Here is a 19,187-nt window from a genome sequence, read left to right as displayed (position 1 = left end):
GCGGCCCGCTGCGTTGCTTGGCGAAAGCCGCGATTATCGCTCCAGTCGCAGGCCCGGGCGAGCCGGGCTTGCCGTGCGGACGGCCGCCTTTCGGCCGATGAGTACGGTCGCGATCACCGCGGCGGCGAAAAGCCACGTGGACGGCGCGACCGACTCGCCGAAAAAGAGCGTTGCGAAGGCGATCGTGAAAAAGATCTGCAACAGCTGCACTTGGCCGACGCGTGCCGTGCCGCCCATCGCGAGGCCCGCATACCAGGCGAAAAAGCCGATGAACTGCGAGAAAAGGGCGACATAGCCGAACGCAAGCCAGGTTTTGAGCGCGACCGGACCGGGGTGATGAACATGCTGCTCCCAGCCGAGCCAGCCGACCGGCACGACGAGAAACGGCGCGGCGACGACGAGCGCCCAGCAGATCACCTGCCATCCGCCCAGTTGACGCGCGAGGCGCGCGCCCTCGGCATAACCGAGTGCGCCGACCGCCACCGCCGCGAGCATCAGCGCATCACCCGGGGCGAGCGCGCCGCCGCCGGCGTGAAGCGCGTAGGCGACGACGAGTGCGCTGCCCACCACCGCGCTCGCCCAGAAAGCCGGCGATGGCCGCTCGTGCGAGAGCCAGGCCGCGTAAAGCGCGACGAAGATCGGCTGCAGTCCGACCACGAGCGCGCCGTGTGACGACGGGACGGTCTTCATCGCCCAAGCCGAAAAGACGGGAAACGCAACGATGCAACCCAGCGCGACGACGAAAAGGCCCTTCAATTGCGCGCGCGTCGGCCATGGCTCGCGTCGCCAGGCGAGCAGCGCGCCCGCCGGCAGTGACGCGGCGAGCGCCCGGCCAAGACCGTTGAGCAATGGATGGAACTCCTGCACCACGATGCGCGTCATCGGCAGCGTCAGGCTGAAGACGATCACGCCGACGAGACCGAGCAGCATGCCTTGCGATTCGCGCGAATTCATCCTCATGAAAGTCCGGACCGTTGCTGTTGGAAAGAGGTTGAAAGGAAGAAGCAGCGTCCACTTTAATCGCCCGCGCCAGCACAGTAACGGTACAATTGCAGCGATACTTTTCTGTACAGTTCATGGTGCCGCCATGTCCGTTCCCCTCGATCTGATTCCCGCTCCGCACGGCGCCGCGTCGCTCACGCTCGTCGATCAGCTCGTCCAATGGGCCCGCCGCCGCATCGACGAGCGCGTGTTCAGGCCCGGCATGCGCATGCCGTCGATCCGCAAGCTCGCGCAGGACAAGGGCGTCTCGCGGTTTACCGTCGTGGAGGCGTACGAACGGCTCGTCGCGCAGGGCTATATCGAATCGCGGCGAGGCTCGGGCTTTTACGTGCGCGAGCGCTCGGCCATCGGCGCGCCCGATGCGCGGCGCCGGCAGGAGACGCGCGCGGAGCCGGCCCGCAGCGCCATCGACGTGGCCTGGCTCGTGCGCAATACGCTGCAAACGAGCAGCCCGGAGAAGGGGCCGGGGCTCGGTTACCTGCCGGCGCGCTGGCTCGACGGCGAGCTCGTGGCGAGCGCGCTGCGCACGCTCGGCCGCCAAAGCGCCACGCAGTGGCTCGGCATGGGTACGGCGCAGGGCTTTTTGCCGCTGCGTCAGCAATTGCAGACGCGCCTCGCGGAGCTCGAGATCGGCGCAACGCCCGAGCAGATCGTGCTCGTCTCCGGCATTACTCAAGCGATCGATCTGATCGCGCGGCTCTATGTGCAGGCGGGCGATACGGTGATCGTCGGCGATCCGGCCTGGTTCCAGATGTTCGGCCGCTTCGCCTCGCAGGGCGCGCGGCTCATCGGCATGCCCTATACCGCGGCCGGGCCCGACGTCGATGCGCTCGAGGCGCTGGTCGCGACCTGGCGGCCGAAAATGCTTCTGATCAATTCGGTGCTGCACAACCCGACGGGAACATCGGTGTCGCCCGCGCAGGCATTTCGCATTCTGCGGCTCGCGGAGGAGTACGACTTCGTCATCGTGGAAGACGACGCCTATGGCGATCTCGTGCCGCCGGGCTACCCCGCTACGCGCCTTGCAAGCCTCGACCAATTGAAGCGCGTCATCTACCTCGGGAGCTTTTCGAAGACCCTGACCGGCAATTTGCGTGTCGGCTTCGCGGCATGCTCGCACGAGATGGCGCGGGTGCTTGCCGATCAGAAGCTGCTCGTCGGCATGACGACACCCGAGCTCAACGAGCGGCTGCTCTACAAGGTGCTGACCGAGGGGCACTACCGGCGCCACGTCGAGCGGTTGCGCGCGCGGCTCGACGGCGTGCGCGACAAGGCGGCGCGGATGCTCGAGACGGCCGGCATGAAGCTCTTCACGATGCCCGCGGCCGGCATGTTCCTCTGGGCCGATACGGGCGTCGACGCCGACACGCTCGCGGCGGCCGGGCAGGAGGCCGGATTCGTGCTTGCGCCGGGAAGCCTCTTTTCGCCGCACCAGTCGCCGACGAGCTGGATGCGCTTTAACGTCGCCAACTGTGGCGATCCGGCGCTGCCTGGATTTCTCGCCGGCTATCTCGATGGCCGGCGCGGCGCGAAGCCCTTGAAAACGGCGGTGGCCGTCCCCAGTTGAGCGCCGGTCAATCCTCTTTCACCAAAAAATTGGGAACCGAGAGCATGGCACAAGAAACCCTCAGCTTTCAGGCGGAAGTGAAGCAGCTTCTGCAACTGATGATCCATTCGCTCTACAGCAACAAGGAGATTTTCCTGCGCGAGCTGATTTCGAACGCGTCGGACGCGGCGGACAAGCTGCGATTCGAGGCGATCGCGAAGAGCGAGCTGTTCGAGGACGATCCGAATTTGCGCATTCGGGTTTCGTTCGATAAGGCCGCGCGGACCGTGACGGTCGACGACAACGGGATCGGCATGAGCCGGGATGAGACGATCGCGCACCTCGGGACGATCGCGCGCTCGGGGACGAAAGAGTTCTTCGCGCAGCTCTCCGGCGATCAGCAAAAGGACGCGGCGCTGATCGGCCAGTTCGGCGTCGGTTTCTACTCGGGGTTCATCGTCGCGGACAAGATCACCGTCGAGACGCGCCGCGCCGGACTGCCGGCCGCCGAAGGCGTGCGCTGGGTCAGCGCGGGAGAGGGCGACTTCACCGTTGAGGCCATCGAGCGCAAAGCGCGCGGCACGACCATCACGCTGCATCTGCGCGAAGGTGAGGATGAGCTGCTCTCCGGGTACCGGTTGCGCTCGATCATCCGCAAATATTCCGATCACGTCGCGCTGCCGATCCTCATGAAGAAAGAGGAGTGGGACAGCGAAAAGGGCGAGCTCGTCGAGAAGGAGGAGGACGAGACCGTCAATCAGGCGAGCGCGCTATGGACTCGTCCGAAAAGCGAGATCACCGAGGAGCAGTACAAACAGTTCTATCAGCACATCTCGCACGATCACGAGGATCCGCTCTCGTGGACGCACAACCGCGTCGAGGGCCGCAGCGAGTACATCCAGTTGCTGTATGTGCCGAAGCGCGCGCCGTTCGATCTCTGGAGCCGCGAGCGCCACGGCGGGCTCAAGCTCTATGTGAAGCGCGTCTTCATCATGGACGACGCCGAGCAGCTGCTGCCGTCGTATCTGCGCTTCATCAAAGGGGTCGTCGATTCGAGCGATCTTCCGCTCAACGTTTCGCGCGAAATTTTGCAGGAAAGCCGCGACGTGAAAGCGATTCGCGATGGCGTGACGAAGCGCGTGCTGTCGATGCTCGAGGAACTCGCGAACGCCGAGAGCGATGAGGACAAGGCGAAGTATGCCGCGTTCTGGAAGGAGTTCGGCCAGGTGCTGAAGGAAGGGCTCGGCGAGGATTTCGCGAACCGCGAGCGGATCGCAAAGCTCGCGCGCTTTGCGACGACGCACACGGACACGCCTGAGCAGACCGTTTCGCTCGCCGACTACGTCGCGCGGATGAAGCCCGAGCAGACGAAGATCTACTACGTGAGCGCGGACAGCTGGCAAGCGGCGAAGAACAGCCCCCATCTCGAAGTGTTCCGCAAGAAGGGCATCGAGGTGTTGCTGCTGTCGGATCGCGTCGACGAATGGGCGCTGGCGTACTTCACCGAGTTCGACGGCAAGCCGCTGGCGAGCGTTGCTCGCGGCGACCTCGATCTCGCCGCCTTCGACGATGAGGAGAAGAAGGCGCACGAAGCGATGAACGAGACGATGAAGCCGCTCGTCGAGAAGATGAAAGACGTGCTCAAGGACAAGGCCAAGGATGTCCGCCTCACGTTTCGCCTGACCGATTCTCCGTCGTGTCTCGTCGCCGATGAGGGGGAGATGAGCGGCTATCTGCAGCGGATGCTGAAGGCGGCGGGGCAAAACACGCCCGAGTTCAAGCCCATCCTCGAAGTGAATCCCGACCATGCGCTCGTCAAGGCAATCTCGCCGGAGCGCGGCGATTTCGGCGACTGGTGCCACTTGCTGTTCGATCAGGCGATGCTGGCCGAAGGCGGTGCGCTCGAGGATCCGGCGAGCTTCGTGAAGCGCACGAACGCGCTGCTGCTCGCCCGATGATCCGTGCAGGACGGCTGCGTCTTGCGGCCGCGCGCGGAGCGTGGCGTGCCACGCCGCGTCCGTCGTTCACCTTCGACCAGAAGGATTGGCTTACGCGCGGTGGTTCCTTGACGGCGCATTTGAGGATGCTCGGCAGCGTCACGTTGCGCGTGACGCGCGAGGCGGTTGCCTGCGCCTGGGCCGATGAACGGGCGGCGCTCGGGGTCGCGCGGCGCGAACGGGTGTGGGTGCGCGAGGTCGTCCTGCTCGTGCAGGGGGTGCCGTTCGTCGCGGCGCACAGCATCGCACCGCTCGCGGCGAGCCGCGGCGTCTGGCAGTCGATGCGTCGGCTTTCTTCCCGGCCGCTCGCCGAGCTGCTCTATGACGATGGCAGCGTGTCGCGCTCCGCGCTCGTCAGCGTGCGGTTGACGTCGCGGCATCCGCTGTTCGACTTGGCGCGGCGCGAGATCGCGGCCCAGCCGCCGCATGGGCTCCTTGCGCGCCGCTCGGTGTTCCTGCGCCGCGGAAAGCCGCTGATGGTGACGGAGTGCATGCTGCCGGCGCTATGGGCGCATCTCGAAGCGCGGAACTCGCGCGAGAAGGGGGCGTCACCTGCCGTGCGGCGGTTGGCAGGAGACACAGCGGCGACCGCTCACGACAGGCGCGGACGGCTCGCGCGGCCGTTGCATGCGCCGCATCCGCATCCGCATTCGGTTCGCCCCAAGTCATCGTGATGCTGAAGCGTTCGTTTGCACCGGTCGTCGACGAGCACACTCGCGTCCTAGTGCTCGGCAGTCTGCCGGGCGAAGCGTCGCTTGCGCAGGGGCAGTACTACGCGCATCGGCAAAATCGATTTTGGCATTTGATCGGGGATGTGATTGGTGAGCCGCTGCCGGGTATGGAGTACGAGGCGCGGCTGCAGGCGCTGGTCGATCATCGCGTGGGGCTGTGGGATGTGATCGCGAAAGCGAAACGCGAGGGCAGTCTTGATAGCCGGATTCGTGATCATGCGACGAACGATCTGGCTGCGCTCGTGGCGGCGTTGCCGAATCTCGCGGCGGTAGCTTTCAACGGCGGCACCGCAGCGAGGATCGGGATGCAAGCGCTGGGGGAAAGCCGGGTATCGCTCGACCTCGTCAAATTACCGTCGAGCAGTCCGGCTTACGCGGCCGTACCTTATGTCGAGAAGCTGCGGGCGTGGGAAGCGTTGCGCAAGTGGTTGGTGGTGTAGGCCGCCGAAAGACGGTTCTCTGCGCAGTTCGGGGAGTGTTTGCTCGCCTGAAACGTCCTGATACATCCAGAGGCGCGCTTGTCCAAAATTCCTAACCAGCGATTCGGTAATTCTGCTCGTTCGACCCTAGTCTACGGGGTTCCTTTGCTCCTGGTTTTGAGATGTATCCGATGATAGGGTGACGCTTTTGACCGCAGTGCGGGACAGCGAGGGACAACACACATCGAGCACTGATCCTGCCCATAGGGTGGGGCGCGTCCTACCCGTGTATGATACTGTCATACTGGAACGGATAGGGAGCCAAATCATGGCTAGCGAACGCTTGACGATTACGTTGACGCCTGAACTGCTCGACTTCGTCCGCGAGCAAACCGCGGGCGGGGACTACAACAGCGATAGCGAGGTGATCAGAGACGGGCTTCGGTTGCTGAAGGAGCGGGACAAGGCTGTTCGGCAATGGCTAGCCGAGGAGGTGGTGCCTGCCTACCTCCAATACAAAGCCAACCCGGGAACTGCGATGACCCGGGAGCAGATCGAGGAAAAGCTGAATCGTGAGCGCCGCAAACGTCGTGGGAATAAAACGGGACCTACTGGGTGAGGAAGTATAAAGTTCAGTACTTGCAGTCGTTCTATGAAATGCTTCAGAACATAGAGTCCTACATGGTCGACCATGGTCGCTCGGATGCTTCAATCGATCGCTACAGGTCCACCGTGTTCGATACGTGCGAAACGTTCGCCACATTTCCGAATCGTGGCACCAGTCACGGTGACCTGATGTCTGGGCTTCGAACGTGGAACATCGAAGGGGAGACTATCCTCGCATACGCTGTGGATGACTCGGCGTCGACGGTTACGTTCGCGGGCATCACGTACGGCGGTCAAAACTGGACCGAAATCTTCTCTTTGCATCCGTCCGGATTCTGGCCTGCACGCCATTGACGGTCGCGTCGATGTGGGAACGTCGGCGATGCGATCGCATCTGCTATAAAGCAGCACTGACAGAACAGTAGGCCGGCTATGGCCGTCAGCCAACGAATCTGGCTTTGAGAATTCGTGATTGTTACGCAAAAGGGTGACTTGGCGGCACGCTCAAGATGCATGCGGGTGAGCGGCTGCAATCGACCTAGGGTGTGTGAAAACGCGCTGATCGCCTAAACTTGATCAACGCATTCACGCTCGGGTGACCGGATGAAGAGATTCATTGAGGGCGAAGACCGCAAGCAAGTCACGTTGCTTCCAGAGTGCCTCGATGATATGGCACAGTGGCCGATGGGTCAATTTCGAACATGCAGACTATGAGTAGAGAATACAAGCTGCACTGCTTCGCCCAGTCGGGCAACGCTTATAAGGTGGCGCTGATGCTCTCATGCGCCGATGCCGACTGGGAGTCGGTATTTGTCGACTACATGAGTGGCGCAACGCGTACGGCCGAATGGAGACAGGACGTCAACGAAATGGGCGAGGTTCCGGTTCTCGAACATGCTGGCAAAAAACTGTCGCAGTCGGGGGTCATCCTGCACTACCTCGCCGATCATCTCGAGAAGTTCGGTGCAAAAAGCGACGACGAAAAGCACGAAGTCTTGCGATGGATGCTGTTTGACAATCACAAGTTCACGAGCTATCTCGCCACTTACCGATGGATCCGGTCATTCGCTTCAACCCAGCCACATCCAGAGGTCCTGGTTTTTTTCAGGGGCCGTGCCGAAGCAGCGTTTGCTGTTGTCGATCGCCATCTTGCCGACAACAAATTCATTGTGGCGAACAGGCCGACCATTGCTGATATCTCGATGGCCGGATATGTTTTCTATCCGACCGAGGAGACGGGCTTCGACTTTTCCGCAACACACCCGAACATCGCCCGCTGGATGGACCGAATTTCATCGCTACCGGGTTGGAAGCAGCCGTACGACCTGATGCCCGGCGAACGGATCCCTCCGCGTCATTCATAGCGGCAAGCTTGTCGCGCCAGAGGGAACGTACGGAGCACACAGCTTGCCGCAAGAGACGGCGATAACATCGAGGACAGTGACGCGAACGCTATTGGCACTTCGTTGATGGCCGGGGTCGCTCCGCCAGATGTCAAATTGAACAAAACACCAACCGGTTTTGGCATTTGATAGGCGATGTAATCGGGGAGCCGCTGCCCAGCATGGAGTACGAGGCGCGGTTGCGGTTGCTGCTCGATCATCGCGTGGGGTTATGGGATGTGATCGCGCAGGCAAGGCGGGAAGGAAGCCTCGACAGCCGGATTCGCGATCATGCGACGAACGATCTCGCGGCACTCGTGGCCGCGTTGCCGAATCTCGTCGCGGTCGCATTCAACGGCGGCACGGCGGCGAAGATCGGGATGCAGGCGTTGGCGGAAAGTCGGGCGTCGCTGGACCTCCTCAAGCTGCCGTCGAGCAGTCCTGCGTATGCGTCTGTGCCTTATGCTGAGAAGTTGAGGGCGTGGGAGGCGTTGCGTAAGTGGTTGGCGATCTAGCTTTGCTCAAATCACATTGTTGTGCGCCTCAGTAGCGGCCGGACGAGTGCCCCCGCGAAGCGGCATCAGGCAGGCGGCAGCAGATGTTCGAGTGCGGAGACCGTGTCAATGAGTTCAGCAGTGAGCCGAACCAACTCAGCGGTGAGACTCGCGGGAAGATCGATATTGCCTTCGTATTCGGCCGCATTGCGCCTCCGATGGCAGTTATCGAGTACGCGCCATTTTCCTGTTGGCCAGCCAATCGTGTGTTCGAGGCATTGAAAGACGAGGTATCGATCGTCGCTCCGATATCCGTGAGCGCGTAACGCTGCGCGTGATGCGGCATGAGCGGCATCGTACGCAAGGATGAACTGACTCTCCGTGGCCATCGAGGCACTGCTCGTGACTGTGCCCAGCAGTGTCCGGGGCGAGGCCAAGTAGATGCTCGAATTCGCTGCGGTTCGCCCGGAAGGGCTTTAGTTTCCCTATGGGTACGAGGTTATCCAACGTTGTCAATGTCATCCTCTGTTCCTATGACCATCAGCTTCGGTTGGCGAAGCACTTCCGCGAGGAAGGGATGATTGCTGCGCTTGCGGTCGAGAAATTCTTCGAGAGTGTACTGGGTAATCTGCACCGCGCGACCTAGCTGCTTTTCAGCAGACCCGAGTGCGGCCATGATTTGCCCATAGCTGAGGGTTTCGCTGATCAACATGAAGTCGATATCGCTGCTGGCGCGGTCACTGCCTTGAGCCACCGATCCGTATACAAAGGCGAGCTTGATGTTGGAAGCGAGCTGCGCTAGCGCTTCGCGGAGAACCTCGACGACGCCAAAGGTCTTGATAACAATGAGACGTAGCTCATCGAAAATGGGGTTGTGTTCGCAGGCTCGTACCTGTTTGAGGTTTGCGATGCGTCGCGTTTCGATGAGACCGCCCTTTTCGAGACGGTTGAGTTCGCGTTGGACGGTGGCGCTGCCGAGATTGGTCAGCCGAATCAACTCTTGGACGTGGAACCATTGCTCGGGCCGCCCAAACAAGCATGCCAAGATGGGTTGCTGCGCGCTGGAGAAGAGGGCATCACCAAGTTTTGTCATGTGCTAAATTCTAGCATGACCAAGCTAAAATCTAGCACGACGGCTCCTAACCTCTTCCAAATTCACGACGCAACCGCGGACAGCTTGAGACAACATTCCTTGCGCGCCGACGGGAGCCGATCGAGGAAAAGCTGAATCTTGGGCGCCGCAAACGTTGGAATAAAACGGGGTCTATGTAGCGATCGATCGAAGTATCTGAGCGCCCATAGTCAACCATATAGCCCTCTCAGCCACACAGTGGACCTGTTGGACGCAGCGCGACGTTGAGTCGTAACCGGTCTACAACTCGCCGTGTTGCCCGTGGCTAGCGATGGATCGTTTCCGCGTGATGAAAAATCTTTGCGACAATCATCCAATGCCCGTCGAATTTCAGTAGATTGAGGTTATCGACGTAGACCTTCTCGAAGATGCGAACGCGAACCTGCGCGAACGCAATCTCGGATGACAGCACCTGGATCTGCAGAATGTCATCCATGCGCGGTTGTTGCACGCTCTTCGGCGGCGTTCGGGCGGCAATCTCTTCACGATACTGAGCAAACGGACGCAGGTTGAACTCACCATTTCTCATGGTGAAGAGTGAACTGGATGGATGAAATACCTGATCAAATTTTTTCAGGTCGCATTCGTACATCACGTCGAAGTAGGTTTGTAAAGCGTGCTGAATGCTGTCAATTTCCATTGCGTGTCCTCCTGCATGAGTGAAATTTGCGAGGTATTGCATCGTGTGCAGCAAAGCACCCAGTCTGCAGACGGCTCAACCTGGTCGAAGACCAATTCCGCACGGGATCACAGTGCTAGTATCGGCGAAACAAGTCCTCGAACGTTTCATCGGACGGTGAACTATGGACGATACGCCTAATATTGCACGGGTCGCCAGACCCCTTGCTGACGCGGCACGCACGAGGATCAGAGCGTCGCGTGTTTGCACGGCCTTGTGCCGATCTTACGCAACGGCAGCCGCATCTGGGCGGCGCCTTGGGAACGCACATGCTCCGACTCTACGTCGATCAGAGCTGGATCGTGCGCTCGCTGAAGTCTCGCATTGTCAGCGTAACGCCAAAGGGAAACGAGATGTTTCGGAAGCTTCTGGAACTCGCTTGAGCTTACGTCAGCTTGGGTGGTTATCGAGCGGGGAATCCTTGACGCTCGAGAAATTCGGATACCAGGGGCTCCCAGACGTCGGTACCGTGCGCGAAGAGCATGTGCCCGTTTTTCTCAAACGGTGGGAGCAGCCGATAGTCGGCGTTGCCACCGGCTCGGACGAATGCATCGTGCCAGGCGCTGCTATAGGCCGGAGAGAAGTACTGATCGTTTTCGGTATAGATCCAGAGCATCGGGACACGAGCCGTTTTTCCGAATTGCGAATACATGGCTTCGAGGCGTTCACCCTGACATGGCACGCCGGGATGCTCGACGGGATCGCCGCCGGAACCGCCGGCGAAGTTGATTGCCCCGACTACGCCGTCCGGATTTTCGGCCGCCATGGCCGTCGTGACGAAGCCACCGACCGATTGGCCAACAATGACGATTCGATGTGGGTCAACATGGGGCTGCCGCCTCGCGTATTCCAGTACGGCAAGCTCTTCGGTGCGCGCTGCATCGATCATCGGTGCATAGTCTTTCTGACGACATTTGCCGCTGTATTCCGGATCGAATTGCGTGCCGAACTGACCGTAGCCGATACGCGTAGGCTCGAATACGGCGAAGCCTCGTTTCACGAAAAAGGCAACTTGTCGGGTATAGCGAAAACGCGGCGGCGTGCCGCGATCTGACGGACTGCGACCATGATTGAGAATCAGGATCGGGAACGGCCCGTCGCCGTCCGGAAGGAATTGCGTTATGACAACCTTGCCCGTCTGTTCCGTTCCGTAAAAATCCTTCACCGTCACGTCGATCGTCGAGACAGATTCGTGCAGCTCTGATCTAAGCTCTTCGGCTCGGACGCCGGAGACAAGCAGTGCAAGGCAGATCCATAACAGGCGTCTGGTAATTGTCATAGTCATCTGCATTTCAAAAATAGATGGACCCAGCATGGCAACAAGCGAAGCGTGAAGCGCGGCCGTCAAAGCAACTGTGCATAATGGCTCCGTTCGGGCAATACCAGTAACGGATCTTATGCCGACTACCGGCGAGTGTCTTGAACGATCGTGACATGCTCTGCGCTAGCCGGCGCGCCGAGCGTGCATCAGGGGACGGGCTTGCATCGTCTGTTCGTCATAGTCGCGCATATGCTGCCTGCCTGACGGCTAAAATGGCGTGCGTTGTGCCGAATGCCTTCCACGAAACCACTGACCTGCAATGACCGATAAGTCCGTTCCATCATCCGATCCCGCCACCGATCTCATCGCCGATTCCGCCGCTGAAAGTCCGGTCTCGGAAACCCCGGAAACGCTGCACGAGGACGGTCTGTGGCGCGACGGCGGCTGGACCGCGCGCGTCATCAAGAACGAGGACGACGATGGGTGGGCCGTCGAAATGATCAAGGACGGGGAGCCCGAGCCCGCGCTTGTCGGTCCATGGACGATGGGGCGCAACAAGAAGGATCCGAAGCCGCTCGATGCTTCTGCGTTCAACACGCTCGTGAAGACGGCGTCGGAGGTATTGCGCCGACATGAGCAGCAGCTTCGCGCGCAGTTGCATAAGAGCCTGACGGTGCCGGCGGCAACAGGCGATGGCGAATTGGAAATCACGCTGGACATCGTGCCCGACGAAAATGAGCCTTATGCGCTGCTGACTGCCCTCGACGCCTTCGGAAAGCAGCTCGCTCAGGTTCAGGTGGCGCCGAACTTCAAGCTCAGCAAGGCGAGCGCCGCGAGCTGGGTGGAAAACGAGTTCCGGCGGCCAAGCGGATCGTGAATGATTTGACTGATTCGACGCAGATTTCCCGATTAGAACGACGGAGCACTACCGGATGGCAATGAAAAAAACCGACCTTGAAAAAAACAAGGCGCTCAAACTGACCCACTCGATGAAGCAGACTCGATCCGAACGTTTCGGAAAAGGCGCGACCGATGCGCCGCTTGGCCGGCGTGAGCAGCGGAAGCTGGACCAGGAAAAAGGGCTCGTGCCATTTGCCTGCAAGCTCGATGGCGAGTTGGTGCGCGAGCTCAAGGAACGGGCCGCCACTCACCCGGAGGGTATGACGGGCTTGCTCGACGAGTTGTTGCGGCAAGCTCTGGCGGCGACGAGCGGCGGCGCCTGAGCGAGGCTGCTATCCTCTCGTCCGTTCCAACGAGGCGCAACGCAGCGCCACCAAGATCCCATGACGAACCTCATCAAGCGTGCTTCGGCTGAAGCACGCGCGTTCCGCCGAAGCGGCAAGACCCGGATTCACGACGACACCGCCCCGACGCGAAAGCTCAAACGCGCGAACGGCAAACCGGCGCTCGATCTCGATGCCGGTCCGCGTATCGACATGCCGCGCAAGCCCCGCTTCGCTCCCGTGACGTTCTCGGAAGAGGGCGGCGTTCGCTATCTGCACTTCGGTACCGAATGGGTGCAAGGGGCGATGCGGCTAAGGAAGCCCGACCATATCGAGCTCGAGTATGCGCAGCAGATGATGGCATGGCTGCTCTTTCTCGAAACGCCGAAGCGCATCGTGCAACTGGGCCTCGGAGCGGCGGCGCTGACGAAGTTCGCCCATCGCTTCCTGCCGCGCGCCCGCGTGGACGCGGTCGAGCTCAACCCGGCCGTCGTCGTGGCGGCGCGGACCATGTTCGCGTTGCCGCCCGACGATGCCCGGTTGAGCGTCCACGAAGCCGATGCCTGGGATTTCGTCAACGATCGCGCCAATCACGGCACCATCGGCGCACTGCAAATCGACCTCTACGACGCCACGGCCCGCGGACCGGTGCTCGATAGCGTCGCTTTCTATCGCGCCGCGCGCGCATGTCTGACCGAAGCGGGCGTCGCGACGATCAACCTCTTTGGCGATCACCCGAGCTTCGTGCGCAACATGAAGCATCTAAACACCGCCTTCGAAGGCCGCGTGATCGCGCTGCCCGAGGTCCACGAGGGCAACCGCATCGCGCTCGCGTTCTCGGGACCGGCGCTTTGCGTACCATTCGCCGCCCTCGCGACTCGCGCGAAGCTGATCGAAGAGAAACTCGGCCTGCCGGCGCGCAAGTGGGTCAAGGGACTCGTCGCCTCGCTCGGCGAAAAACCGGACTTTTTCGAGATCTAAATCCGGCGCCGACCGGAAGCGCCGCATGCCGACACCCTTGCGGCTGCCCCAAGCCGGGCCGGACGCCCCGGGTCCGCCCTGCTTGACCGTCGGTGTGGCACTCCTATACTCTTGCCAGACTTTTGAGAGGCCGGAAGGCTGCTGTAAGCAGGGCCGGCCCGACATCGGTCGATACGGGTAGCAGGTTCGATAACGAGTAAAAGAGGAGACGTCATGGCTCATAACGCCGACGCTCAACGAGCCGCCAAACGCTGGCTCTGGCTGCTGGTTCTTCCCTGGATCGCGATGATCTGGGTACCGTCCTACAACAGCATGGACCCGCAGCTTTGGGGATTTCCGTTCTTCTACTGGTACCAGTTGTTGTGGGTGCTCGTGAGTGCGGTCATCACCGGCGTGGTGTACTTCAGGACCAAGCCGCGTTCCAGCGGGCCGGCCTCCCAACGCAAAGGAGGCGCGCAATGAATGCAACCGCTACTGGCGTCTTCGTCTTCTTTTTCCTTGCCATCACGGTTCTCGGCTTCGTCGCCGCGCACTGGCGGCGGGGCGACCTCGCCCATCTCGAGGAGTGGGGGCTCGGCGGCCGGCGCTTCGGCACGATCGTTACCTGGTTCCTCGTTGGCGGCGATCTTTATACGGCCTATACGTTCGTTGCCGTGCCGGCGCTCGTCTTCGGCGCCGGCGCGATGGGCTTTTTCGCCGTCCCCTATACGATTCTGATCTATCCGTTCGGCTTCCTCGTGCTGCCGAAGCTCTGGAGCGTGGCGAAGCGCCATGGCTACGTGACGGCCGCCGACTTCGTCAGTGCGCGCCACGGCAGCCGCATGCTTGCGTTGGCCATCGCGGTCACGGGCATCATCGCGACGATGCCCTACATCGCACTGCAGCTCGTCGGCATCGAGGTTGTCATCGGCGCGCTCGGATTCGATACGTCGGGCTTTGCCGGCGACCTTCCGCTCATCATCGCGTTTGCGATTCTCGCCGCCTACACCTATACGTCGGGGCTGCGTGCGCCGGCCATGATCGCCATCGTGAAGGATCTGCTCATCTACATCACGATCATTGCGGCAATCATCGTCGTACCGGTGCAACTGGGCGGCTTCAGCCATATCTTCGCCTCCGTGCCGCCGGCCAAGGTCCTGCTGAAGGCGCCCGACGCGGCGAACATGAACGGGTTCTCCGCTTACGCCACGCTGGCGGTGGGTTCGGCCTTCGCGCTCTTCCTCTATCCCCACTCGGTCACGGCGGTCCTGTCGTCGTCCTCCGGCAACGCCTTGCGCCGCAACATGGCGATGCTGCCCGCGTACTCGCTCGTGCTGGGCCTGCTCGCGCTGTTGGGCTTCATGGCGCTGGCCTCTGGTGTGCAAAACATGCCGGAATTCCAGCCGTACTTCAAGGCGTTCGGCCCGAACTTCGCCGTGCCCGCGCTGTTCCTTCACTTCTTCCCGTCGTGGTTCGTCGGCCTCGCATTCGCGGCGATCGGCATCGGCGCGCTCGTGCCGGCCGCGATCATGTCGATCGCCGCGGCCAATCTTTACACGCGCAACATCCATCGCGAGTTCGTCAATCGCAACATGTCGCATGAGCAGGAGACGCATGTCGCGAAGCTCGTCTCGCTCGTCGTGAAAGTGGGGGCGCTCGTCTTCATCATCGGCCTGCCGCTCAAGTTCGCGATTCAGCTCCAGCTGCTCGGCGGCATCTGGATCATTCAGACGCTGCCCGCGATCGTGCTGGGACTCTATACGCGCAAGCTCGACTACCGGGGGCTCCTCGCCGGTTGGGCCGTCGGCATCGTCTCGGGCACATGGATGGCGGCCACGCTCAAGCTGACGAGCTCGATCTACACGATCCATCTCGGCAGTGTCGCGATTCCGGGCTACGCGGCGCTCTGGTCGCTGATCCTGAACCTCATCGTGGCGGTGATCGTGAGCGTCGTCGTGCGGGTTGCCGGCATGGCGGCCAGCGAGGATCGCACGCGGCCCGAAGACTATCTCGACGTACTCGAGAGCTGAAACATCGCGTCCCCGCGCGCCGCCGTAGCAGCAAGGTGGCGGCGTGCGCCGCGGACTGCCCGCATCGCTCGACGACGGACCGGCTTTCGTCGACAATGAGCGGCCATGGCCGCTCTTCTCAGTCCCCAAATCCTCGTCGCCCGTGCGGCGCGTGCCATCAATTCGCCGTATTACCGCTATCGGTACGCGAAAGTGCTGCACGCGGTGCGCGTCGGCTTGGCGATGCTCGTGTCGATCTTGTTGACGACAGGCATCGACGTGCCGAACGGCATCTGGGCGTCCGTGACGGTCCTCGTCGTCATCGGCGGGCTCCAGCATCAAGGCAATATCCGCAAGCGGGCCGCCGAACGTGCACTGGGGACGGCGCTCGGGGCGGCCGTCGGTCTCGCCATGCTGATCCAGCTGGACCTCGTCGGATCCGCGACGCTCACCTATGTGCTGATGTCGATAGCCGCCGGCATTTGCGGGTATTTCGCGATCGGGCGGCCCGGCTATATCGCGTTGTTGACGGCGATTACCATGCTCATCGTCGCGGGACATGGCGACAATTCGATCGCCACGGGCCTATGGCGCGTGCTGAATGTACTTGTCGGCATCGCGGTTGCGCTCGTTTTTTCGTTTGCCCTGCCGCTTTATGCGACCTACTCGTGGCGCTACCTCCTCGCGCGCAACCTCCGCGAATGCGCCCGGATCTATTCCCGCATCGCAACCGGCGCGGCGATCGACTCGGGCGAGCAGCTGACTGCGTTCGCGGCGCTCGGCGAGCGGCTCGTCAAGCTGCGCTCGCTGATGCCCTCGGTAGCGAAAGAGATCAATACGCCGATCAAGCAGCTCGAGGCCGTGCAGCGGCTCCACCGATCGATGCTGAGCGCGCTCGAGATGCTTTCGACAGCAGCGCTTGCCGAGCCGGAGCGCGCAGCGTCGGCGATCGGCTCAGGCAAGCGCGACCCGCAGGTCTACGCGGTGCGCGCCACGCTGCTCGCGATGGCTCGTGCGCTGCGCTTCGGCTCCGAGTCGCAAGCGAGGTTGCAAACGACGGGCAGTTGGCCTCCCGGTGCCACGGCCATCGTTCTTGGCGACACGGAAGACCTCAAAGGCCAGGAGTGGATTGCCCAGCGTTTCGCCGAGCAGGTCGATCGCCTGCGCGCCTTGCTCGCGGAAAGCGAAACGCAGTGGAACATCGAGCGACGCTCCGCGCTGGGGCGGCTGCATTGACAGCCGCGCACGGCACTCAAGTTTTCTTTGCTGGTGGCGGGCGCTCACCAGCGCGCCGCATCAACGCAGTGCTTCGATGAGTTTTTCGAGCTTGACCGCATCGGCCGCGAATGTGCGAATGCCCTCGGCGAGCTTTTCAGTTGCCATCGCATCGTCGTTCAGCTGATAGCGGAATGCAGGCTCGTCGATGGCGATCCGTTCGACGGTCTCGTTCGCGAGCGCCTCGGCCGAGAGCTTGCGTTCGACCGGCTGGTCGCTCTCATAGAGTTTTTGCAGAAGATCGGGGCTGATCGTCAACAGATCGCAGCCGGCGAGCTCGACGATCTGATTCGTTGTGCGAAAGCTTGCGCCCATCACTTCGGTCTCATAGCCGAACTTCTTGTAATAGGCGTAGATGCGCCGCACCGACTGCACACCAGGATCGTTCGCACCGCCCATTTTCGCTTCGTCCCACTCGCTGCCGGCCTGCTTCTTGTACCAATCGTAGATGCGGCCGACGAACGGGGAGATCAGCTTCGCGCCCGCTTCCGCGCAAGCGGCTGCCTGCACCGGCGAGAACAGCAGGGTCATGTTGCAGTTGACGCCTTCTTTTTGCAGGACTTCAGCGGCGCGCACGCCTTCCCACGTCGATGCGAGCTTGATCAGCACGCGCTCACGATCGATCCCGGCCGCCTCGTAAAGCTTGATGAGCTCATGGGCCTTGTCGATGGAGCCTTTTGCATCGAACGACAGGCGCGCGTCCACTTCCGTCGAGACGCGTCCCGGAATGATCTTCAGAATCTCGCAGCCGAACGCGACGAGCAGCTCGTCGATGATCGCGCGGGCCGGCTTGGCGGCATGGTCGCGCACGGTTTCCTCGAGCAGCGGCTTGTAGGCATCCTTTTGCACCGCCTTCAGAATCAGCGAGGGGTTCGTCGTGGCGTCGCGCGGCTTGTACTGGGCAAGCTGCTGGAAGTCGCCTGTGTCCGCGACGACGATCGTGAATTGCTTCAGTTGGTCAAGAGCATTAGTCATGGCAGATATAGGGCGCTGGCGCCCTGACGAAAAAACGTAACGGGTTGACGGGACGCTCGAATTCGGAGCGATAGCCTTGGAGCAACAGCCGTACGGCGATTCGGGCCGCGTACGGCAGCCAACATCCCCTATTTTATTCCCCGGCGGGCGCGAGGCGCTTTGCGTTCTGCCACGAGCCGCCGTGCGCGCACTCGAATTCGTCGACGAGAGCCAGCTTTGGTCCTTTTTCTGTGGCCCTTTTTATTTGCTTAGCGTGCGCATCGCTGCTTCCAGTCCGGCGAGGGTGAGCGGATACATGCGATCGCCGAGCAGCTGGCGAATGATCGCGATAGATTGCCGATACTCCCAGAGCCCCTGCGGCTCGGGATTGAGCCATACGTGATGCGGGAACTGGTCGGCGAGGCGGCGCAGCCAAACGGCGCCCGCTTCGGGGTTGTTGTACTCGACGGATCCCCCCGGCTGCAGCACTTCGTACGGGCTCATCGTCGCGTCGCCGACATAGATCAGCTTGTAATCAGACGTAAACCGGTGCAGGACGTCCGACGTGGCGATCCGTTCGACATGGCGGCGGCGGTTGTTCTTCCACAGGTGATCGTAGACGCAGTTATGGAAGTAGTAGAACTCGAGATGCTTGAATTCGACCTTTGCCGCGGAGAACAGCTCCTCGGTTCGCTTGATGTGGTCGTCCATCGACCCGCCCACATCGAGCAGCATAAGCACCTTCACCGTGTTGTGGCGTTCAGGCACCATCTTGAGGTCGAGCCAGCCTGCGTTGGCCGCTGTGCTGCGAATCGTATCGGGCAGGTCCAGTTCTTCGGCCGCTCCTTCGCGCGCGAAGCGGCGCAGGCGTCTCAGCGCGACCTTGATGTTGCGGGTGCCGATCTCGACCTGATCGTCGTAATCGCGATAACCGCGCGCTTCCCATACTTTGACCGCGGTGCGGTTGCCGGCCGATTCGCCGCCGATGCGCACGCCTTCAGGGTTGTAGCCGCCATGACCGAATGGCGACGTGCCGCCGGTGCCGATCCATTTGTTGCCCCCCTCGTGGCGCGCCTTCTGTTCATCGAAGAGCTGCTTCAGGCGCTCCATCAGCTTGTCGAGGCCGCCCATCGCCTCGACTTGCGCTTTCTCATCGGCCGTGAACTCGCGTTCGAGGCGCTTCTTGAGCCACTCGGGCGGTATGTCGAAGGCGGTCTCCGTCAGCGCCGCGACGCCATGAAAGTAAGCGGCGAACGCCTGATCGAACTTGTCGAAGTAACGTTCGTCCTTCACGAGCGTCAGGCGAGCGAGGTAGTAGAACTCGTCGAGCGACGGCGCGATCACGCGCTCGCGAAGCGCCTCGATCAGCGTCAGGTACTCTTTCACGGAAACAGGCAGCCGTGCTTCTCGAAGCGTATAGAAAAAGTCGATCAGCATGCCGCCCGTCCTCCTCCTTTGTCCCCCGCACTCGCCGTGCCAATTGCGCTGCTGGTGTTTGCTAGTCCGTGCCCGTGACC

Annotated in this window: 18 protein-coding genes and 1 pseudogene; 13 read left to right on the top strand and 6 right to left on the bottom strand. The window is 61.6% G+C overall.

What is annotated here, in order from left to right; all coding sequences use genetic code 11:
- Positions 1-33 precede the first annotated feature (33 nt).
- Entirely contained in the window at positions 34-954 is a 921-nt protein-coding gene (locus B0G57_RS08370) for a DMT family transporter (RefSeq protein ID WP_020566465.1), read from the bottom strand.
- 133 nt (positions 955-1,087) lie between these two features.
- On the opposite strand from B0G57_RS08370, the gene B0G57_RS08365 reads away from it, so the two are divergent.
- The 7 genes and pseudogenes from B0G57_RS08365 to B0G57_RS08330 all read left to right on the top strand — a co-directional run.
- The gene (locus tag B0G57_RS08365; RefSeq protein ID WP_018443018.1) at positions 1,088-2,569 is read left to right on the top strand and encodes an aminotransferase-like domain-containing protein; all 1,482 of its coding nucleotides are present in this window, start codon (positions 1,088-1,090) and stop codon (positions 2,567-2,569) included.
- A 44-nt stretch (positions 2,570-2,613) separates the two neighbouring features.
- Positions 2,614-4,506 carry a molecular chaperone HtpG gene (gene htpG, locus B0G57_RS08360; RefSeq protein ID WP_018443017.1) on the top strand — a complete coding sequence of 631 codons (1,893 nt, stop codon included), beginning with the start codon at positions 2,614-2,616 and terminating at the stop codon, positions 4,504-4,506.
- On the top strand, positions 4,503-5,219 hold the full coding sequence (locus B0G57_RS08355) for a chorismate--pyruvate lyase family protein (protein ID WP_018443016.1): 717 nt from the start codon (positions 4,503-4,505) through the stop codon (positions 5,217-5,219). The genes htpG and B0G57_RS08355 overlap by 4 nt, the downstream gene beginning before the upstream one ends.
- Positions 5,216-5,716, top strand: a complete 501-nt coding sequence (locus tag B0G57_RS08350) for a DNA-deoxyinosine glycosylase (protein ID WP_026230104.1) — start codon at positions 5,216-5,218, stop codon at positions 5,714-5,716. The genes B0G57_RS08355 and B0G57_RS08350 overlap by 4 nt, the downstream gene beginning before the upstream one ends.
- Before the next feature lie 307 nt (positions 5,717-6,023).
- Positions 6,024-6,314 carry a type II toxin-antitoxin system ParD family antitoxin gene (locus B0G57_RS08345; RefSeq protein ID WP_035469335.1) on the top strand — a complete coding sequence of 97 codons (291 nt, stop codon included), beginning with the start codon at positions 6,024-6,026 and terminating at the stop codon, positions 6,312-6,314.
- 688 nt (positions 6,315-7,002) lie between these two features.
- Positions 7,003-7,665 (top strand): glutathione S-transferase family protein, encoded by a 663-nt coding sequence (locus B0G57_RS08335; protein WP_199189631.1) that lies wholly within the window; start codon positions 7,003-7,005, stop codon positions 7,663-7,665.
- 149 nt (positions 7,666-7,814) lie between these two features.
- Positions 7,815-8,198: pseudogene (locus tag B0G57_RS08330) on the top strand (DNA-deoxyinosine glycosylase); the annotation flags it as partial.
- A 478-nt stretch (positions 8,199-8,676) separates the two neighbouring features.
- Here the strand turns inward: B0G57_RS08330 and B0G57_RS08320 are convergent.
- The 3 genes from B0G57_RS08320 to B0G57_RS08310 all read right to left on the bottom strand — a co-directional run bounded on the left by B0G57_RS08320 (position 8,677) and on the right by B0G57_RS08310 (position 11,336).
- On the bottom strand, positions 8,677-9,270 hold the full coding sequence (locus B0G57_RS08320; protein ID WP_018443009.1) for a nucleotidyltransferase domain-containing protein: 594 nt from the start codon (positions 9,268-9,270) through the stop codon (positions 8,677-8,679).
- Positions 9,271-9,574: 304 nt separating this feature from the next.
- On the bottom strand, positions 9,575-9,949 hold the full coding sequence (locus tag B0G57_RS08315) for a nuclear transport factor 2 family protein (protein WP_018443008.1): 375 nt from the start codon (positions 9,947-9,949) through the stop codon (positions 9,575-9,577).
- 442 nt (positions 9,950-10,391) lie between these two features.
- Entirely contained in the window at positions 10,392-11,336 is a 945-nt protein-coding gene (locus B0G57_RS08310; protein WP_223258664.1) for an alpha/beta hydrolase family protein, read from the bottom strand.
- Between the two features lie 232 nt (positions 11,337-11,568).
- On the opposite strand from B0G57_RS08310, the gene B0G57_RS08305 reads away from it, so the two are divergent.
- The 6 genes from B0G57_RS08305 (at position 11,569) to B0G57_RS08280 (ending at position 16,677) form a co-directional block, all read left to right on the top strand.
- A complete protein-coding gene (locus B0G57_RS08305) occupies positions 11,569-12,126 on the top strand; it encodes a hypothetical protein (RefSeq protein ID WP_018443005.1) in 558 nt (185 codons plus the stop codon).
- Positions 12,127-12,181: 55 nt separating this feature from the next.
- Positions 12,182-12,472, top strand: a complete 291-nt coding sequence (locus B0G57_RS08300; RefSeq protein ID WP_018443004.1) for a hypothetical protein — start codon at positions 12,182-12,184, stop codon at positions 12,470-12,472.
- A gap of 60 nt (positions 12,473-12,532) precedes the next feature.
- Entirely contained in the window at positions 12,533-13,453 is a 921-nt protein-coding gene (locus B0G57_RS08295; RefSeq protein WP_018443003.1) for a class I SAM-dependent methyltransferase, read from the top strand.
- A gap of 213 nt (positions 13,454-13,666) precedes the next feature.
- On the top strand, positions 13,667-13,915 hold the full coding sequence (locus B0G57_RS08290) for a DUF3311 domain-containing protein (protein ID WP_018443002.1): 249 nt from the start codon (positions 13,667-13,669) through the stop codon (positions 13,913-13,915).
- The gene (gene mctP / locus B0G57_RS08285) at positions 13,912-15,462 is read left to right on the top strand and encodes a monocarboxylate uptake permease MctP (protein ID WP_018443001.1); all 1,551 of its coding nucleotides are present in this window, start codon (positions 13,912-13,914) and stop codon (positions 15,460-15,462) included. Before B0G57_RS08290 ends, mctP begins: the two co-directional genes overlap by 4 nt.
- Positions 15,463-15,567: 105 nt before the next feature.
- Positions 15,568-16,677, top strand: coding sequence for an FUSC family protein (locus tag B0G57_RS08280; protein ID WP_018443000.1), 1,110 nt, complete (start codon positions 15,568-15,570; stop codon positions 16,675-16,677).
- A gap of 60 nt (positions 16,678-16,737) precedes the next feature.
- Here B0G57_RS08280 and tal read toward each other — a convergent pair whose 3' ends face one another.
- Together tal and B0G57_RS08270 are read right to left on the bottom strand one after the other, a co-directional pair.
- Positions 16,738-17,691: a transaldolase gene (tal, locus tag B0G57_RS08275; RefSeq protein ID WP_018442999.1), complete on the bottom strand. Its 954-nt coding sequence runs from the start codon at positions 17,689-17,691 to the stop codon at positions 16,738-16,740.
- A 240-nt stretch (positions 17,692-17,931) separates the two neighbouring features.
- Positions 17,932-19,107 (bottom strand): vWA domain-containing protein, encoded by a 1,176-nt coding sequence (locus B0G57_RS08270; protein WP_018442998.1) that lies wholly within the window; start codon positions 19,105-19,107, stop codon positions 17,932-17,934.
- Between the last annotated feature and the right edge of the window lie 80 nt (positions 19,108-19,187).

Source organism: Trinickia symbiotica (assembly GCF_002934455.1).
Taxonomy (GTDB): Bacteria; Pseudomonadota; Gammaproteobacteria; order Burkholderiales; family Burkholderiaceae; genus Trinickia; species Trinickia symbiotica.
Note: the sequence above shows the minus strand (reverse complement) of the source record. Positions and strands in the feature narration are given on the sequence as shown.

Bases quoted from the DNA above. Each gene is read 5' to 3' on its own strand.
- B0G57_RS08370 (WP_020566465.1), bottom strand. From the start codon at position 954: ATGAATTCGCGCGAATCGCAAGGCATGCTGCTCGGTCTCGTCGGCGTG.
- B0G57_RS08365 (WP_018443018.1), top strand. From the start codon at position 1,088: ATGTCCGTTCCCCTCGATCTGATTCCCGCTCCGCACGGCGCCGCGTCG.
- htpG (WP_018443017.1), top strand. From the start codon at position 2,614: ATGGCACAAGAAACCCTCAGCTTTCAGGCGGAAGTGAAGCAGCTTCTG.
- B0G57_RS08355 (WP_018443016.1), top strand. From the start codon at position 4,503: ATGATCCGTGCAGGACGGCTGCGTCTTGCGGCCGCGCGCGGAGCGTGG.
- B0G57_RS08345 (WP_035469335.1), top strand. From the start codon at position 6,024: ATGGCTAGCGAACGCTTGACGATTACGTTGACGCCTGAACTGCTCGAC.
- B0G57_RS08335 (WP_199189631.1), top strand. From the start codon at position 7,003: ATGCAGACTATGAGTAGAGAATACAAGCTGCACTGCTTCGCCCAGTCG.
- B0G57_RS08320 (WP_018443009.1), bottom strand. From the start codon at position 9,270: ATGACAAAACTTGGTGATGCCCTCTTCTCCAGCGCGCAGCAACCCATC.
- B0G57_RS08315 (WP_018443008.1), bottom strand. From the start codon at position 9,949: ATGGAAATTGACAGCATTCAGCACGCTTTACAAACCTACTTCGACGTG.
- B0G57_RS08305 (WP_018443005.1), top strand. From the start codon at position 11,569: ATGACCGATAAGTCCGTTCCATCATCCGATCCCGCCACCGATCTCATC.
- B0G57_RS08300 (WP_018443004.1), top strand. From the start codon at position 12,182: ATGGCAATGAAAAAAACCGACCTTGAAAAAAACAAGGCGCTCAAACTG.
- B0G57_RS08295 (WP_018443003.1), top strand. From the start codon at position 12,533: ATGACGAACCTCATCAAGCGTGCTTCGGCTGAAGCACGCGCGTTCCGC.
- B0G57_RS08290 (WP_018443002.1), top strand. From the start codon at position 13,667: ATGGCTCATAACGCCGACGCTCAACGAGCCGCCAAACGCTGGCTCTGG.
- mctP (WP_018443001.1), top strand. From the start codon at position 13,912: ATGAATGCAACCGCTACTGGCGTCTTCGTCTTCTTTTTCCTTGCCATC.
- B0G57_RS08280 (WP_018443000.1), top strand. From the start codon at position 15,568: ATGGCCGCTCTTCTCAGTCCCCAAATCCTCGTCGCCCGTGCGGCGCGT.
- tal (WP_018442999.1), bottom strand. From the start codon at position 17,691: ATGACTAATGCTCTTGACCAACTGAAGCAATTCACGATCGTCGTCGCG.
- B0G57_RS08270 (WP_018442998.1), bottom strand. From the start codon at position 19,107: ATGCTGATCGACTTTTTCTATACGCTTCGAGAAGCACGGCTGCCTGTT.